The sequence below is a fragment of the Porphyromonas sp. COT-290 OH860 genome (assembly GCF_000768935.1).
Lineage (GTDB): Bacteria > Bacteroidota > Bacteroidia > Bacteroidales > Porphyromonadaceae > Porphyromonas.
In genome coordinates, this window is sequence record NZ_JRAR01000080.1 from 1 (window position 1) to 18,455 (window position 18,455).

The 18,455-nt window shown below is 51.7% G+C and carries 10 protein-coding genes and 1 riboswitch; of the genes, 5 read left to right on the forward strand and 5 right to left on the reverse strand.

The features are described from left to right. Nucleotides 1–205: 205 nt before the first annotated feature. Complete coding sequence (locus tag HQ41_RS09915; RefSeq protein WP_044190640.1) at nucleotides 206–2,329, reverse strand: YncE family protein; 2,124 nt, start codon at nucleotides 2,327–2,329, stop codon at nucleotides 206–208. Next, a complete protein-coding gene (locus HQ41_RS08785) occupies nucleotides 2,316–4,262 on the reverse strand; it encodes a TonB-dependent receptor (protein WP_152567379.1) in 1,947 nt (648 codons plus the stop codon). The genes HQ41_RS09915 and HQ41_RS08785 overlap by 14 nt, the downstream gene beginning before the upstream one ends. Nucleotides 4,263–4,731: 469 nt before the next feature. On the opposite strand from HQ41_RS08785, the gene HQ41_RS08790 reads away from it, so the two are divergent. Continuing rightward, nucleotides 4,732–4,977, forward strand: coding sequence for a hypothetical protein (locus HQ41_RS08790; RefSeq protein ID WP_044190642.1), 246 nt, complete (start codon nucleotides 4,732–4,734; stop codon nucleotides 4,975–4,977). 17 nt (nucleotides 4,978–4,994) lie between these two features. Here the strand turns inward: HQ41_RS08790 and HQ41_RS08795 are convergent, their stop codons facing one another. The 3 genes from HQ41_RS08795 to HQ41_RS08805 form a co-directional block, all read right to left on the reverse strand. Next, nucleotides 4,995–6,209, reverse strand: coding sequence for a DUF5074 domain-containing protein (locus HQ41_RS08795; protein WP_044190644.1), 1,215 nt, complete (start codon nucleotides 6,207–6,209; stop codon nucleotides 4,995–4,997). A gap of 411 nt (nucleotides 6,210–6,620) precedes the next feature. Then, nucleotides 6,621–6,836: riboswitch (cobalamin riboswitch) on the reverse strand. 96 nt (nucleotides 6,837–6,932) lie between these two features. Then, nucleotides 6,933–8,756 carry a RagB/SusD family nutrient uptake outer membrane protein gene (locus tag HQ41_RS08800; RefSeq protein WP_044190647.1) on the reverse strand — a complete coding sequence of 608 codons (1,824 nt, stop codon included), beginning with the start codon at nucleotides 8,754–8,756 and terminating at the stop codon, nucleotides 6,933–6,935. 12 nt (nucleotides 8,757–8,768) lie between these two features. Then, nucleotides 8,769–11,909 (reverse strand): TonB-dependent receptor, encoded by a 3,141-nt coding sequence (locus HQ41_RS08805; RefSeq protein WP_235316960.1) that lies wholly within the window; start codon nucleotides 11,907–11,909, stop codon nucleotides 8,769–8,771. Nucleotides 11,910–13,113: 1,204 nt separating this feature from the next. Between HQ41_RS08805 and HQ41_RS08810 the strand changes: the two genes are divergently transcribed. From HQ41_RS08810 to HQ41_RS08825, 4 genes are all read left to right on the forward strand, one after another. Continuing rightward, nucleotides 13,114–14,481, forward strand: coding sequence for a zinc-dependent metalloprotease family protein (locus HQ41_RS08810; protein WP_081964826.1), 1,368 nt, complete (start codon nucleotides 13,114–13,116; stop codon nucleotides 14,479–14,481). 73 nt (nucleotides 14,482–14,554) lie between these two features. After that, nucleotides 14,555–15,373: a VanW family protein gene (locus tag HQ41_RS08815; RefSeq protein WP_044190684.1), complete on the forward strand. Its 819-nt coding sequence runs from the start codon at nucleotides 14,555–14,557 to the stop codon at nucleotides 15,371–15,373. A 54-nt stretch (nucleotides 15,374–15,427) separates the two neighbouring features. Beyond that, complete coding sequence (locus tag HQ41_RS08820) at nucleotides 15,428–16,828, forward strand: DUF4105 domain-containing protein (RefSeq protein WP_081964827.1); 1,401 nt, start codon at nucleotides 15,428–15,430, stop codon at nucleotides 16,826–16,828. Then, complete coding sequence (locus HQ41_RS08825) at nucleotides 16,829–18,388, forward strand: alkaline phosphatase family protein (protein WP_044190657.1); 1,560 nt, start codon at nucleotides 16,829–16,831, stop codon at nucleotides 18,386–18,388. It begins immediately after the preceding gene. Nucleotides 18,389–18,455: the final 67 nt, after the last annotated feature.

An 18,455-nucleotide genomic window follows, 5' to 3' on the forward strand; every position in this document is an offset into this window, starting at 1 on the left:
GGGGGATAGTATTCAAGGCTCCCAAAGCGGCTCAAACACTCAAAAAACACCGAGAAAGATACAAGAACCTTTGAGCGGCGCATTGCGCAATAGTCTCCTCATAGTGATATAATCTTTGAATTGTGCAATGGACTCAAGTAACAAGCCCTGCCAACCTAACGTATCAGTCGAGGTTGGCAGGGCTTGTTACTTGAGTGCCTTCGTGCTACTTCACGAGCTTGGCGCTGGAGATAGACACGCCCAGCAGGTGCAGGTCTTCCACGCCCTCGATCTCGGTAGAGCTCTCGCCGATCCAGCCATTGTCGCTCATCACGCCCGTGTAGATCTTGATGAAGTCTATCCCCGAGAGCTGCACGGGCTTGCGGTTACGATCCACTGCCCAAGCGATGTCTATGGCAGAGCCGTCGGCTGTATTGGGGTGGTTATCGGCATAGCCATAGCGGAAGCTATGGCGAACGAAGAGGCCATCATAGGGGTTCTCAGGTTTCTCATTGATCACGTTGTGAGGGAGCTTGGTGCCCTCGAAGCTAATTTCTCTTCCAAGCCATGTAGGGTAGTAGCTCTGTGTGTGGTAGCTATTCTTCTGTACATAGCCCGATTTACCGAAGCTATCCGTCCAGCGGATATAGTCGATAGTCCTATCGGACGGTGCTTCTGGTTCGTGAGTAGGCCGATAGTAGGTAAGGCGATAATCATGGTAGATGCCTAGATCATTGCCAGCCTTGCGTGCTTGATCGTAGAATGCCTCTCGCTCGGGTTGCTCCCCACTACCTGCTATCTCGTACCATTCGTTCTCGTCGGGGCGGCCATTGCCGTTCTCATCCTTAGCCACCATGATAACACCTGCTTCGCTCGCCCGCTCGAAGGCGTTCCCCAGCACCCTAAAGTCACACAGCCCCTCACGGTTCTCAATGTGATGGTCGAAGCCCACTACGACGTAGCCACCCCAGCCACCGAGGGTAATCAGTTCGTTCCTTTTTTGCTTAGGGCTCTGTCGGCCAATAGCGGCTAGGACCTTGTCATTCATCGTCTGCTGTGTATCTCCAGCCTCTGATCGGGGCATTTTATTGACGAACTGACCGGGGGCTGGTACATACGCTAGTACTTTGCTGACGTAGGGGTTACGTCCCTTGGGATAGGTGTTTGGGGGACTAGGTATATCGGTACTATCCGATAGTCTAAAAGGAGTGAAGACAATTTTGGAGGGTAATACACCTGCCTCGGTAGACCATTGATATTGCCCCGAGGCCGAGAAGCAATAGATCTTGCCGGGGGCTACATAGTCGCCTGCGTCGGTCACGAAGATCTCACGTGTCTCGGGATTGACAGCGATGCCATAGGGCGTGCGTATGCGTGCTGCCGTGCCGTCGAGGATTCGCTCGCTCTTGATTGCTCGGGTACGTGTATCTAGTAGGGCATAGTTGGTCTTCTGGCTGTTCGGTAGGTGGCTATATCCGTAGAGATAGAGGTCATGCCCGACGATGGCAAGATCGGAGCAGGCGATGCCCAGCCCCTCGGGTGTAAGGAGTTGATCGGTCTTCGTGTTGAGAACGTATAGGTTCGGTGCTATGGTCTTATAGTCGCCTCGAGAGGAGATCCAGAGTTGCCCCTGCTCGTCTAGGCGTAGGCGATGCAGATTGATGCCCACCTCAATGTGCTTGACTTCGGAGAAAGTCTTTAGGTCGATGACCGATAGTCGAGTGTCGTAGTTGGGTGCACGATAGCCGCCTGAGTTAGCCACATAGAGCCGATCGCCCACTACTACAAGCTCCTCGGGTTGATAGCCAACCGTGCATTCGCCTACGATCTGTAGTGTTGCCGTATCGACCTTGATGACTTTACCTAGGCGTGCATTGGGGTCTATCTGTATTGGGCCTGCATACGAGCTGATATAGGCGAACCCTCCGTCGAAAGTGATGTGGCGACAGTTGGGGATAGAGATCTGCCCAATATGGCGGGCGTTCTTGGCGTACATCACTTCGACGAGGTTCGACACATTGACCACAGCCCAGAGCCGATCGCCATAGAGCTTGAGATCATTGGCTACGTCTCCCAGCTCCTTGACTACCGTAGGGTTACGCTCTGCGAAGATGTTGTGCCGATAGATACCTGTGGTGTAGTCGAAGTAATCGAGCGAGGCGGTATTGCGCCCCATCGTCCCTTCGTTGAGTAGATAGAGCCCCGGATAGTGCCGTGCCATGGAGCTAGGCTCTGTGACACGATTGCTCACCGAGGGTACGACGACCTCTTCCTTGCGACATGAGGCCAGTAGACCGAGCATCATCAACAGAGCCGAAGTGATGAATAGGCGAAAGCTAAAAGATTGCATTGAGTTTAAGTCTAAAGTTAGTACCGGGCATGGGGTAGCTCTTGACTACCTCGTACTGCTGATTAAGGAGATTATTTACCTCGAGCGTCCCTACGAGCTTTAGGCTCGAGAGCTGCCAAGTGTATGAGAGGGATAGGTCGTGCGTGTACCAAGGCTGTATGTGGAACTCTTGTAGGTTGGCCACCGAGTGGTAACGCTCTCCAGTGTAGATAAAGCTGTAGCTCCAGACCCACCTCTGCCAGTCCGTTCCCACAGTGACGGAGCCAGCATGCCAAGGCACGTAGGGGATTTGCCCGCCGTACCAAGGGCTTGTTGTGTCGGTATGTTCGCTAGCCTGTTGGTAGGTATAGCTCAGACGAGGCATGAGGCGAAGCGAAGCTAGCTGTATGGTAGCTGAGGCTGAGAGGTCTAAGCCTACGATATCGACCAGACCGAAGTTGAGCATCGTCCAGCGAAACTGATTGGACGTTGGCATGGCAACGATCTTGTCTCGCACTCGATTGTAGTATGCATCGGCTTGTAGCTCTAGCGTGCGTAGAGGAGTAGAGGTATAGCTCCTACGCCATACTGCCCCTACATTGTACTGTACTGTGTACTCTGGGTTGAGTAGTTTGTTGCCGATGAAGGTGTAGTAGAGGTCGCTTAGAGTTGGTAGGCGAAAGATATGTTTATAGAAGGCACGTAGGCTTAGCCCTCGATTTACCCACGGCTGCCACGAGGCCACGATGCTCGGCGATACAATGCTACGCCACTGGGGCGCATCGTGCTTAGTGGCATCTCTGACGAGGGTATGCAAGAGGCTCGTTTGTATGCTCAACTGAGGCGAAGAGTAGCTGCCCGAGAGGGCGGAGAGTAGCTGGGCTCGATGTGGATAGGCGAAGTCTGTAAGGTCAGCACGCACAGCATTGTACTGAGCATCGGTCGAGAGAGCTAGCCCCCAGCCTTGGTCTAGGGTTATGAGCTGGGCTACGGATAGATAAGCCTCGTGCTGATGATAGCGATTGTCTATGTACATCGTACTTCCGTCTAGGCGAGGGTCGGAGATATAGTGCAGGTAGTCGTAGGCATACTTGCCTAGGACTTGTATCTGATATCGCCCTTTGGGTTCGTACTGCATAGAGCCTTGTACGAGCAGGTTGGTATCCCACTGTCTGTCCTGATTGCGAAATAGCCCCGGCTCTTCCCGCACCACAGCCCCGGGGTAGCCTCGCTCGGAGTTGTATAGATAGAGCTTGCCCGTGTAGCGGCCGTGAGATCTGTGGTGATACAGCCCTAGCTCTGTGCGCAGAGCACGTACATCACCGTTGTGTCTGAGGGCAGTGGTATCGTAGCCGTCTTTGCGTCGATAGCGAAAAGGATACTGCCCAGAGGTATAGAGGTATTCGCCCGAGAGCGAGAGGTCGGTGCGGGGCGAGAGGCGATGCTCCCAGAGGAGCGAAGGATTGATGGTGTGGAAGCTCCCCACTCGTAGCCCTACGTTGATGTTATGCTGTCGCCCTAGGTCAAAGCTCGGGCGACGACTGCGCAGATAGAGGGCACTAGAGGAGGCATAGTCACGAGCCGACTGTAGGAGTTGGCTCTTTTGCCCATTGTAGACGCTGATGGTCTCCATGTTTTCAAGTGAGAAACGTCCTAGGTCGATGATACCATTTTGGGCGTTCCCTAGCTGCACACCGTCGTAGAATACGCCGACATGGTGGCTGCCCATACTACGGACGTTGATTGTTTTGAGCCCACCTATGCCTCCGTAGTCCTTGATTTGTACGCCCGAGTAGTACCTAAGTACATCGGCTACCGAGAGTGCACCAAGGCGAGTCAGTTCGCCTCGAGTAAGCAGCTGCGAGGGCGCCAGAGTTAGTCGCCTCTGCTGGGCATGTACGACGATTTCGTCGATAGTGTGCACAGAGTCACGCACCGATGGTTCTTCGGCCATCAGCGTACCTATAGCCCAGAGGTACATCAGTACGAAAGCTAGAGTTCTGCTCACTGCACGTTAGATAGTGGTATCATAGACTGTATTGCTTGGTCGGTGGTTAGCCTAAGTAAGTTGTTTGTTCGTGTGAACAAACCTGCTCGGGCACCAGCCTGTTTTTGGGAGCAAGCCTTGCTTTATATAGAGGAAGCTTTGCTCTATGTGGAGATAGGTTTGCTCTATATAGATCTAAACTACCTCCAAAGTTTACAAGCCGATGAGTTCGATTTTATTTTACAAAGATTGGATTGTTGATTCACAAAGAACGTATGTTCCTTGACGGAGGAAATACGATTGATATGCATCGTATGCTTGAAATCTCAATCGCCAGCAGGGTCAAGGCTCTAGGAGTAGACTCTGCTAGCGATCGAGAGATGGTGTCATATTTCAGAAAGGGTTTCGTCAGTTGTTACTCGCCTTTTGGGGCAATATGCACACTGAAGTTCTGCTTCTCAACCCACACGGCATACTTCTCTGGGTGCAGGACAACGATCGTTACCTTCTGGGAGAATATCTTTTGGCCTATCTAGGGAGGAGTGTCACCAAGCTCAAGAGTTTTGACGCCGGAGGTGCCGAAAGCCACCTTCCCAATCTTCTTGATATTTGGCAGAGATATCTGCTCGAGAGCCTTGGCGAAGTAAAACCCTCTAGCCCCGACCTCCTCGATCAGTGGTAGAATAATTTGTCCCTAGTTTAGTAGAGGCTGCTACTTATTGGGTAGATTAGGGCGCAGAAAGGAGTGTATAGGCCGTCGGGTTGCCCTTCACTTTTGATTGGGTAGCTCTTCTGTGCTGTACCATCCCAAGCCATTTCCATTACTTTAGCCTCCTTGTAGCGATTGTAGGCAGGTAGCTGAGAGAGATAAATTACCTTGCTTCTCGCACTAGCACCTATGTAGCCGTATAGGATCTCAGTAGTAGAGTAGATATTTTTGAGCTCCTTGGACTGCTCGCTGAAGCTGTATATAGCCGAGCCTGTGCGCAAGAATATCATTGCCCCCTCTGTAGTAGGTGCTGCAGCGAGTGTGCAGCTACCAGCCCATACTCCCTTTAGGCCAAGCTGTTCGCCTAGGTCGTAGCTCCCTTTTTCCTCTAGGTTCTGAACCTTCACCAAGCGAGTCTTCTTGTTTTTGCTCTCGGCTTGTATCATCCAAATCGCTTGACTCTTGTTCGCCACATCGTAGCAAGGTGCAATGCCGAGGCTAGTATAACCCTCGGGGTAGGCTAGAGAGGCCACTTGACCGCCTTTGCCGATGCGATACAAAGCCTGAGCTCCGGCTACATAAACGACCTCTACCCCCTGCTCGTGTACAGTAAATAGGCGAGCGTATAGAGGCTTGGCAACCTGAGTGATGAGTGTAGCTCGTTCACGATCGGCACCCGTTGCGTTCAGAGGGAGGCTGTAGAGCTTACCATCGTTGGTAACGAAATAGAGTAGGTCGTGGGCTACCGTGAGGTGGGTTGGCGATACTTTGCTGTTTGCAGCGATGACATCTGGCGTGAAGGTGTCTAGTAGCTTGAAGGACTTGTCGAAGATACTGATGTGTTTGAGATCACCTCTCTTATCGCCATTCTGACAGACAATGTAGAGCTTGTCCTTACTGATGCAGAGATCTTGAGCCACGTTGCCTAGGCTCTTGCCATTGACCTGACGCACCACGTCGCTAGTGATTGCTCCGCTAGCTTTGTCGATGAAGGCAAGGACGCCTTCTCCGTCGCTCATATTGCCTTCGCTGAGGACTAAAACTCCATCCCAGTTGTTGATGTTTAGCCCTGTTTCGTTAGGACGATTGGGAGTAGGTAGGCTGGGCTTCTGTGATACTTGAGGGCCATCAGCCTGACAGCCTGCTAGGCCTAGACCAAGTGTCAAGGCTAGTAAAGACGTCCGTAGTAGATTCTTTAGTGACATAGCTTTTTCGTTTTTAATTTTAATGATTACTAAAAAGGCATACTAGGAGCTCAGTGTCTAGCTCCTAGTTATTCGTATAAGTCATGACATCGCTTAGCTCCAGATAGGGGAACTATGATACCACTCCACTTTTTTGTCAAATTGACGACTATGCCCCGTGCGTGCTAGTAGCGCTTAGGCTCATATAAACACACAAGCAAGGTTGGTCACTTGTAAGAGAGTCGATATATACTGTGGATTCGAGAGGTGCGTGCGTAAGGTTTGGGCGTTGGTGGTTGCTCGAGATCCCTATATATAATATAGTATAGGGGGCTTACTACCTACTTCTGATGAGCGAACGTAGCCTCTTGTTGAGGGCTTAACCTCTAGAGATGGCTCAATACTAACCTTATGCTCTATACCGCGAAAGCACAAAATATCGACCGACATGGCAGGTCTTCCGGCTTATCTCTAACGCACTCTCGCCTTCCCACTGAGCTAAGTCAGCAGTGGCATCTGAGAGGGTATCCTCTGACCTTGGAGATCAGGAGAACTACGGCAGCGCGACTGCACAGGGCTTACACCTGTTTCCCTTGTCCATAAGAGCGCAAGAGCTCCATAGGACTAACCATATCTGGGGCAAAGATACTAAAAAACTAATGCGAGATGCTCCGAGGGCTGTGCAGGAACGTTGCTTGCACAGCTCTCGGAGCATTCACTCTATCGGAGATTGGCGACAGATTCTTAGCTACCCCAGCCGGGGTTCTGCGTCCATTTGCCTTTGGTCCTAGCGATCATGTCAAGGCGAATGGGCAAGAGATAGTCACGCTTCACATCGAATTGCCAACCTGCCTCATAGCCAGATGCTGGATTGATGGGCAGAATATAGCGATATGGGTCGCCGGGCTTGCCAGAGAGGAAGAGGTTGTTGTTTTTAGGCTGGTCGTAGACAAAGGTCTGTCCCTTGTAGCTCTCGTGCCCATTTAGATTGCTCCCGATGAAAAGCGCACCCATGGCTCGCTTGCCTACGATCAACTCATCGGCTGCAGCCCAGCGCAAGATATCGTAGAGGCGCCGTCCCTCGCTAGCCTGTTCTATGCGGCGCTCACGTCGAGTGGCTTGTATGTATTTGTCTAGGCCTCTGAAGGGATAGTCGGCCTCGGTATTGTACTCACGGTCGAAGTCTACACTAGGCATACCGACACGATCTCTAAGAGGCTGGAGGGCTTCGACGATTTTGCCTGCATTGGCTGCTCCGTCTAGTTCGGCTAGGGCCTCTGCATAGTTGAGCAGTACATCGGCATAGCGTACTTGTATCCCCGGGGTAGCCCCCTTAAACTCTGCGTCTAGATTGCCCGTGTAGTCTATCTGCACATGCTTAAGCAGTGAGTAGCCCGTCATGTTTTGGTTGAAGGAGCTTCCCCTGAGAGGTGGTACGACGTAGGCTGGCTGATCTGGACGTAACTTCTGCCCCGGCATACAGACTGTTTGTGATAGGCGAGGGTCACGCAGGGTAGGTTTGAGCTCCTCGCCGAAGACTTTTTTGGCGTTGAGCTTGGCGTCGCCTACAAAGGGTTTGCCCTCTAGGGTTAGGTAGTCGTCTACGAGCGAGGCCGTCACACCGATGCTACCGCCCCCGTTGTTGAGGTAGCGATTGACGTTGTTGCCTACTTGGTCGCCATCGTACCGCTTGAACCAGAGCACCTCCTTATTGGCGGAGAGGTTTGTCGTGGCAAATAGCTCACGATAGTCGCTCAGCGGATTGCCCGTCGAGTGTATGCGCCATACATTTCTATCAATAATAGCTCTGGCGGCTGAGGCTGCTTGGGTCAGATAGTCCTTGATTTTGGCATCTGTAATGCTGGGGTCGAAGAATGGGTCTTGCTCGGCCCTGTGGTACTTCTCCCATGTTGCTTCGAAGAGTGCGACCTCGCTCTTGAGTGCACGTGCTACATCTCTATGCACCCGCATCGTAGCGGAGCTACTCTGCTCACTTAGGTTCTCGATAGCCGTGTCCAGATCTGCCAATATCTTGTCCACCACAAAGGTGCGGCTGTCACGAGGGCGGTCTATACCCTCTAGCTTGGCCTCTAGTGGTTGGTCGAGCCAAGTGATGGGGCCGTAGTCTACCAATAGACGATAGTAGTACCAAGCTCGGAAGTAATAGGCCTCCCCTACGAGGTGGTTGTACTGCGCGCTCCCTTTCTCTGCTGCATGACCAAGGTTGGTAATCAGGTAATTGACATTGCGGATCTGCGTGTAGGCTTCGAGTTTGCTGGCGTTGCTTAGAGCCAGCTGTCCGTTTAGACGTGTGTTGGGAGCACTTGCCGATAGATTGTCGCTAGCCACATCATTGCCAGCGATGCCGCCACCACCACCGGGGCCGAAGCCTTGGTGACGGAGCCCCGACTCATAGAACTGGTCAATGTAGTTCTGCATTTCCCCTACACTCATGAAGGGGCTGTTGGTTGTCAGCACGCCCTCTGGCTGGAGGTCTAGATTGTTGCACGCTGTGGTGCAGACAGCAGCCAGCAGGGATAGGGATAGGATTATATTGTTACGTTTCATCGCTGTTGCAAATTATAAATTAACGGTAAGACCACAAGAGAGGACGCGATTCATCGGATAGTTCTTGTCTGCACTATATCCGCTTGTTGCGAAAATCACTTCTGGGTCAAACATGGTCTTGAGGCTTGTGAAGGTGAGCAGGTTCTCTCCAGAGAAGAAGACTTGCAGGCCGTTGATGCCAAGTTTATTGACCCACATTTGGGGAATATCGTAGCTCAAGGTGAGGTTTTTCAGACGGCAATAGGCTGCATTCTGTAGATAGCGGTCGGAAGTCTGTCGGGTTTTGCTCTGGAACGACCCGATCGCCCCCACTCCGTGGATATAGGGCTTGGGGTAGTATGCCCCGGGATTGTCCTCTCTCCAGTAGTCTAGATGCTCTTTGAATACCGTTACCTGTGCGTATGCTCCAGATCCCCAGAAGTAGGCTGCCCCACCGGGGTTCCAGTCCCGCTTGCCTACGCCTTGTAGCATGAAGCTCAGGCTAAGTCCTTTGTAGCTGATGCTACCATTGACCGAGTACTGGTATCGAGGGGTTGTGTCGCCGATGATATCGAGGTCACCCATGTCGCCGACTTTGTTTTTGCCATTGTTGATGCGACCGTCACCGTTCAGATCTCTATACTTGACGTCACCCGGAGTCCAAGGTCTTTTGCTCAAGAAAGAGAGGTCGTGCTGGTCATTGTAGGCTTTGGCTTCTTCTGCTGTTTGGATTAGTCCGTCGGCTCTATATCCCCAGATCTCGCCTACAGATCTACCCTCGTACCACGATCCTTGTGGGTCGCTCTTGGTTGGGTTCTCGTATTTGGTGACGATAGAGGTAGCGTCCGAGAGTATCCCCGTGACCTTATAGGTGATGTCTTTGCCAATCCGTCCTTGATAGCCGAGCGATAGCTCCCAGCCTCTGTTGCGTAGACTTGCGTTGTTGGTTTGGGGAGCGTCTGCCCCGAAGTAGTCGGGGAAGGGTAGCCCCGGGCCAAGCATATCTCTCGTATCTCTCTGGAAGAGATCTATCGACCCAGTAAGGCTATTCCCCCATAGGCCGAAGTCTAGCCCTACGTTGATGCTCTCTACCTTCTCCCACGTGGTGGTTGGGCTGATGACTCTAGGGGCATTGGTGTAGCTATGTCTGCCGTCGGGGAAGATGTATTGCCCTAGGCCACGGCTTAGCTCCATCGTAGAGGCGAAGGTGTATAGGGCGGCACCGGCTTGGTTGCCTAGTAGACCGTAAGAACCTCTGAGCTTGAAGTTGGATAGTGTGCCAGAGAGCGACTCCATAAATTGCTCCCTGTGTATGTTCCATCCGAGCGAGGCGGAGGGGAAGAAGCCCCAGCGACTATGCTCGGCAAAGCGGGAAGATCCGTCGTAGCGCCCATTGAGCTCTAGTAGATAGCGGCCGTCGTAGCTGTAGTTGAGGCGACCGAAGAAGCCTCGTGTAGCCCAGCCATTGCGCACATCGGTGGGCACTTTGTCGCCAGTACCCATACCTACGTTGGGGTTGGTCTGGGAGAATAGCCCAGTGATAGAGCTGCCGAGGTAGCTGCTGTGGCTGCTCTCCTGCTGGAAGCCTCCCATTACCGTGAAGTCGTGCTTCTCGCCTAGTGAGAAGAGGTAGTTGCTGTACAGATTGAACGACGAGTATTTGTGTCGATCGAACTGGCGAGTAAATCTGCCGTCACGAGCTATACCAAGCTCCGAGCGTACGCCTAGAGAAACAGACTTGCCGTCTGCTCCGTAGATGAGTGGAGCCTTGTTGAGTGCTTCGTACTCGTGTAGAGAGAGCCTATGCGTGTAGTCGAGGAAGATGAACCAGTTCCTCAGCGGCTGTAGCTCTATGCCTGCCGAGAGGTTTAGGTTGTTGTCTTTGCCATGAGTGTATGTTCCGCTCTGTAGATAGGGCACCATACTGAGCTCCGTGAATCGGCCATTGGGGTCGATCTCGGAGATAGTCGGGAAGAAACGAGCGAGGCTGTGGAAAAATCCATTGCTCAATCCGCCCGGGCCGAATGGGGAACGGTCGTCCGTATGCATGAATTTAGTAGAGGTCTTGAGCTTGAGCCACTTGGTGAGCTGTGAGGTGAGGCTGGCCGAGAAGTTGTATCGGCTGAATGCCATATCGGCATAGCGTAGGATCCCTTGCTCATTGTAGTAGCCTCCAGATACGTAGTACTGGGCAGCTTTGCTCCCTCCACTTAGGCTGAGAGTGTGATTGTGTTTGAGAGCCAAGTCCTTGTAGTGGAGCTTGAAGTAGTCTACGTTGCCGATCCCCTTCTCCGTATTCTCATAGGCGGGGTTCATGCTGTGGTTTTTGGGGAGGTCGGCCCAAGGGTCTACACTCGAGGGGTCATTGATATACTTCTCGAGTAGTGCTATACGCTCTGGGCTATACTTACGAGGTGCGCCTGCATTGGTCGCACCGTCATTCCAGAAGTGAGCGAAGTCTACCGAATTGACCATTTTGGGTAGTACCGTCGGTGTAGACCAGCCCACATTGCCCTGATAGCTGATGCGCATCTTGCCTACATCTCCTCTCTTTGTGGTGACAAGGATTACTCCATAGGCGGCACGGGCGCCGTAGATAGCACTCGCTGCGGCATCTTTGAGTACACTGATGTTTTCGATGTCGTTGGGGTTTACTTCCGCCAAACTCATCTCTACTCCGTCTACCAGTACGTATGGGCTGGCGCTACCAGATAGGTTGCCTTGACCACGCAGGGATAGGGAGGCCGATGCTCCGGGGCGCCCAGACTGATTGTTGCTGACCAATAGCCCGGGGACTAGCCCTTGTAGACTTTGGGTGGCGTTGGTGACCGGGCGACGTGCTAGCTCTCCGCCTTTGACGGAGGATACCGCTCCAGTTAGATTGACTTTCTTCTGCACGCCATACCCCACGACTACTAGCTCCTCCAGCTGTGTATTATCCTCTAGTAGGACGATCTGTAGTGGTTGGCCTCGATAGATCGCTTGCTGGGTTACATACCCGATAGATGAGAACTCTAGCTGGCTACCGAGCTGAACCTTGGGGATTGAGAATTGTCCGTCCAGATCCGTTACAGCACCGATATTGGTTCCCTTGACCAGTACTGTGACTCCGATGAGTGGTTCGCCTTTGGCATCTTTCACCACGCCTTGGCATACGCTCTCGGCTTGCTGCATCAAAGTGATGTGCTCTGAGGCTGGGATAGTCACTCTAGCCTGAGCCCAAGGGGTCGTCAGTAGTAGTGCCATTCCTAAGCAGTAAAGATTTTTTGCCATAAATGTTGCGTATTAAATGGATAACTTAATGTATGATGTACGACTTCGTAGTATGTGCTTCTTATATTTTGTTTTCTAAGTTATCAAAGATTGCGCTCATGTCTTTATTAAATGATGCAGTTTTTTATTCTATTAATGCAAATATAAATACTTCTGTTTGATAAAAACAGCAAGATCTGTATAAATTACTTCTCCTTAATTGTGCAGGGTCGTGACTTGTTGGTTGTACCGTTTCTATGCCTCATGAAAGAAAAATTGGGAGGGTAGTAGGGAGAGGACTATAAGGGGTCCCCTAGCTCTCGATTTACTCTACCTGAGATCTTTTGTGGGATTTTCTTTTATGAAAGTTTACATCTTTGGCGAAGATTGATCATGTTTCCTTGCAGATAAGGGCTCTTTTGGGTAAGATATGCTAGACCTCGTATTTGCCTCCTAGGAGGCTCTGTACGGCGTTTGGCCTCATTTTGGCACTTAGTCCCAGACGCATGAAAAGAGGCGCTTAAAACGGGCTTTTTGTATTGGATTGATAATCAGATGTGTGTTGGTGTTTTTGGGGCAGTTTCATCTAAGCAAGGCGATTATTTTGGAGTTTCTTTCCATTAATCTCTCCAAATGTGTGGACACACCGCGCTGGATTAGTCCTACAATCTCAGAAAATGCTCCCATCAATTTGCTATCCTAGGCGAATAGCTGCGTCAAAATGTGCCTTCGGTTCGTCCAATTGGGTACAAATCCGTTTACACCCTTTAACCAAAAACGTGCAAAGTCGATCCCCATAGATTGTAGCATCATCGCCCCTCGGGCGAAGCGAGTGCACAAGAGTGGATAAATTTCAACGCAGCCCACTGCGTTGCTACAAGACGAAAATAGCCAATCGAAAGGCGACGGATTGGGCGGAGCGATGAGTTCGTCGTTGAGGGTAATGTCAGGATTGAGGAGTGAATCAAGCAAGACATCGCTATCGGCACTGACAACGATGGCGTAGCTAGAAGGATTGTGATGATCGGTATTTAATATGGTCCTCTGTGTTTCAGTGCAGATAACCTATTTTCGTTGATAGGGTTTGTTGTATCTTTGGCAACGACTAATTAGGTAATTGCAATTAATGATTCGTCAATATCTAATCAATACCAAGCTATACGCATACTTGTGTTTAGCCATGTTTGCTGGGGTAGGCCTCTGCGCTCAGCAGGTTGTACCCGTGACTCTACAAAGCCAAAAGTTGGAACCCATACGCTGTGGCACCTGCTTGCAGGGATCTACCCATAGTATCGTGACCACAGCAGACTTATCTCCACTCGCAGAGGTAGATGAGTCCAAGACGACGGTGCTGGACTATATGGTTGTCTTCGATCGCTCGGCTCAACTCTATATGAGTGATAAGGGTGGGGCAGAGATTTTTGCTGCCAAGATCGTCACCTCTGTCAATGAGGTATTTCGCAATTCCGACATCAATGCTGAGCTTAGACTCGCTCATATTATGCTCCTAGATGAGGAGATACCCAGTGTTCACCAAGGGTTGAATATTCAGAGCTCCCCTAGTGTACAAGAGATGCGTCGCAAGTACAAGGCTGATCTGGTGACCGTGTGTAGCAACCCCTTTTACGATGGGCTTAGTGGCAAAGCAGTGCCAGAGGCAAATCGTATGGCGGCATATAGCAGCATTCATGTGACGAGTATCTTTAGCTCACTCACCGCTACACACGAGATTGGACATATCTTCGGCTGTCAGCATTCGCGCATCCAAGAGGACTCAGGGAACCACCCCTACGCCGTGGGAGTTGGTAACCCACCATACTATAGTGTTATGGGGGCTGCCGTGGGCGATATTACCGAGCTAGCTCCCATATTCTCTAGCCCCAAAAGTGTTTGGCGTGGTGTACAGCTAGGCTCCGAGCGAGAGAATAGTGTTCGCAAGATCAAGGAACGTTTGACCGAGGTCGCTAGCTTTGGCGACTACCTAGAGCCTCGCTACTATGCCGAGCGTGAGCAGATTGAGGTAGGAGCACAGGCGCAGACTGTGAGTGTTTTGATTCGAACGAGCGAGTTCTTCCAGCCCAGTAGTGATGTCCCTTGGCTACGTGTGGTGTCCCCTAGTTACTCTCTCGATGATGTGCCTTTGGTCGTTGCTGTCGAGGCTAATACTAGTGCCCAGAGTCGTACCGGGCATATCAAGATCGCTGGGACGGATCACTACAAGGCTGTTACCATTACGGTAACTCAATCCTCGTCGAGCACTACGGCAACCAATATGGTAGCTGTAGACCCCGTGATGCAGATTGCCTCGGGATACCTTGCCCTCTCTCTGTCTAGCAGGGGTGAGCTATCGGCCTATACCCTACAAGGGGAGCTGATATTCTCCCGAGAATTTGCCTCTGGAGATTACCAAGTGAGTCTTGACGGATTTCTTCGCCCTCTTGTCTTGCAGGCCAAGACGGCCCGTGGCCGTACTACGCTCAAAATACCATACTAGAAGGGCGCTGTCTAGACCCACCTTGATGCTTTCTAAGAAGTATGACACGTATCTGTATTATATAGCACCTCTCATGGACTACGTTGAGCAACTACGCATCAGGGGGCGACTCCGTCGGTACTTGGGGCGTGAGTACTACATCATCAGGAGAAGTCTGCGGGATTTGTTCGGCTCGACCAAATGGGCTAAGCGACGTGCGTTGCCTCGTTGCCTCTATACACTCAAGGAGCATCGATCCATCATTTTGCGTCCGCTCAAAGATGTGGATATGGACTTGCAGGAGAATAAGCGCACCAACTTGCGGCTAGCGATTGCAGAGCTCAATGGTTTAGTCATCGCTCCCGGAGAAGTCTTCTCGGTGTGGCGCAATGTAGGTCGCCCCTCGGCACGCAAAGGCTATCTGGAGGGCTTGGTGCTTAACCAAGGTCGGGTAGATAAGGGTATCGGAGGTGGGTTGTGCCAGCTCGGCAATTTGCTCTTTTGGCTATTTGCACATACACCGCTAGCTATCACAGAGCGGCATCGGCATAGCTTCGATGTCTTCCCAGACACTAACCGAAGCATTCCTTTTGGTGCAGGGGCCACACTCTCGTACAATTACATTGATTTGCGGGTGGAGAATAGAACCGAGGATACCTACGTCCTAGAGCTGTGGCTAGACGATACGTATCTCAACGGTCGCATCAGAGCCTCCGCCCCAGCCGAGGCCAAGTACCGCATCGAGGAGCGTCGGCATCGTGTGGTCGCTCAGCCGTGGGGTGGCTATACACGACACAATAGTATTGTGCAGGTCGTCACCTACCCAGACGGTAGGGTAGAGGAACGCCCCCTCGTAGAGAACCATGCTGTGATGATGTACAACCCAGTCCTCTATCCGCCCACAGAGCAATGACCCTAATGGAAGAACCCGAAGCTAAAAACATTACTTAGCCAAAGAAGACAAGATATGATGTTAGACAAAATCAAGATACTATGCTTCGCTATAGGATTGATGCTCTCGGGCGTTGTGCTACGTGCCGAGGGTTACTATGGTTTGCCCGATTCGCTTAGTACTCGGGCGCAGATGAGCATTTTGGTCGCCAGCCCGAGTCCTCTGGAGGTCTACACACTCTATGGGCATGCTGGCTATCGTGTGCAAGACCCAGAGCAGGGGGTTGATGTAACCTTCAACTACGGGATATTCGATTTCTCCGACGACTTCTTGCCTAGATTCATCAAGGGGCAAACAGACTACATAGTCGTGGCACAGAGAACCGAAGACTATATGCAGGAGTATTTGGGTAGAGGTAGTCAGGTCACAGAGTTGGTACTCAATCTCTCCCCTGAGGTGCGAGCAAACGCTTGGCGCTACCTGCTGTGGAATGTCCAGCCCGAGAACCGAACTTATCGCTACAACTTTTTCTACGACAACTGCGCTACTCGTCTGGTGCAGATCTGCGCCGATGCAATTAGACGCACAGACCGAATAACTCCCATAGCTGGAACTGGGGAGATGCTCCGAAAGGTACATCGCCTGCAACTCCCGGGGGCAGAGGTTGAGCAGAATACATACGGACATGCCCGCAAACCTTGGTCGTATATCCCCCTCGTAGGCGTCGATGTGGGTGTGAATAAGTATAACCTATCGTGGCGTGACCTAATCAACGAGTTGGAGGGTGAGTTCCCGTGGTTGGTCCTTGGGACTGATTTAGCATTGGGAATGCCTACCGATGAGGTGATGGCCGATGCGGAGCGTATTTTTCTGCCACATCTATTGCAAGAAACACTAGAGAAGAGCTGGTATCTAGAGTATGAAGAACGGCTGAGCGATGGTGTAGTAGAGTCTAGACGCTCGCTCGTCGAGCAGGAGGCAGGCATTATAGCTCATGTGAATACTCATGGAGAGCAGGCTCCCTTGGAGTCTCGCCCATGGGAGAGTTACTTGATACACCCGACGGTAATCTTCCTCCTCTTGGCTCTGCTCTCGCTATACATATTTATTAAGGGAGGAGGTCGCTGGCTTATCATGCTTATCTTTGCCGTAAGTGGTCTGGCAGGTTGTCTGCTCTTCTATATCGCCATACTCTCGGAGCATCCGCACGTATGGCCCAACTTCAATCTGTGGGTATTACATCCTCTACACTTACTCCTCGCTGTCCCATTCATGCTTCTCGGTAGATCCTCCCGTTGGGCATATCGCTATCATTTTGCTAACTTTGTGGCTCAAGCAATGTTTCTGGCTTTGGCATGGTGTTTGCCACAGACATTCAACGTAGCAGTCTATCTGCTCTCGCTCTCGCTTCTGTTGCTTTCTCTGTCACAGACCAAGCGTTCGGCGATAGAGCCGCAGGAGAGCTACTTACGATAAATGGAACAGCGACATATCAGATATCTACTCTCATCGCTCGTAGCCCTTGTGGCCATACAGATGCAGGCAAGTGCTCAGCAGTTGCCTCGTATGGTCGTGTGCATCACTGTAGATCAGCTTCGCTCGGACTATTTGACCGAGCTAGAGCCTATGATGAGCCAAGGAGGCTTCAAGCGCATGCTCCAAGAGGGAAAGGTTTATCCCTCGGTTCGCTTCCCTCTAACGCCTATTGATGGCGCATCTGCGACCACATCAATCTATACCTCCGCCTACCCAGAGATGCACGGAGTGGAGGGGCGTTCGGTCTATCTGCGTAGCAAAAACAAAGTTCAGCCGACACTTTGGGACGAGTCCGTGCACGGCGTCTACACTCGTGAGAGGCTCTCGCCTCGTGCGATCCAAGTCAATACGCTAGCTGATAGGCTCAAGGAAGCATCAGCGGGTTCTGCCCTTGTCTATAGCGTCGGCATCAATGCCGAGGAGGCAATGGCTGGTGCAGGCGTACTGGCTGATGGTTGTTTCTGGCTAGACGATCGTGTAGCAGCTTGGTCTACATCGAGCTTTTACCCGAGTATGCCTCAGTATCTCGATCGTTACAATAAGTCAGACGATGGACCCAACCGACGTCTTATCTCGGGAACCATGCGTTGGTCGCCTCTACGCTCCTACGCAGATCAGGCTGTCGGCTACTCCTCTTGGCATAAGAACTTCACCAAGTACTATCAGGGCCACGAGGCTGCAGCATACAAGCGCAGTGCTCTCGCCAACGAGGAGGTTACCACTCTGGCCTTACAGCTCATCAGACAAGGAGGCTACGAGTATCGCAAGGCGCCTAGCCTGCTCTCTGTATCCTACTCCGCCGCCCCTCATGGCTCGGGAGAACTGGAAGTAGAAGATGCGGATACCTACCTGCGTTTGGATCGAAATCTAGAGCAGATTTTCCAAGCCCTAGAGGAAAAGATAGGGCTCAAGAACTGCCTCATCAGCCTATCGGGCACAGGTTATACAAGCTATGAAGTGCCCAAACCGCAGATTGGCGCCAAATTAGCCAGACAGCTTAGCATCAAGAGGGCCACAGCCCTACTTAATATGTATATCTCCGCTCTACATGGAGCGGGCAGTTGGATCGAGCAAGTCCAAGACGGGCGACTCTATCTCAATGGTAAGCTGGCAGAAGCTAAGAAGATTGCCCTGCGCAATCTACAGGAAGAGGTCGCGCTATTCTTGCGTCAGGTCGAGGGGATTGGCTCAGCTACTTCGGCACATGAGATCCTAACCTCCAATGCACTCAATCGGCAGCAGCGAGCACTCAGACGTAGCATTCATCATAAACATCTAGCGGATGTCTACTGGAGCCTTACTCCGGGCTGGTATCTCGAGGAGATAGCCGAACATCCGTCGCTGCAACGTGCTACGACTACGGCGATTGCTTCTCCTTTTGTTCTCATGGGAGCGGGGGTAGATCCCAAGCGGTTTGACTTCCCAGTACAGGAGGCTACCGACATTGTTCGGGCTATCTCGTGGGTGCTGAGGATTAGACCGCCCAATGCAGCGATCTAATACGCTCAGATCGGAGCACATCAATTAAGCCCCACGAGGGGAATGTCATATCAAGTAAATAAAAACA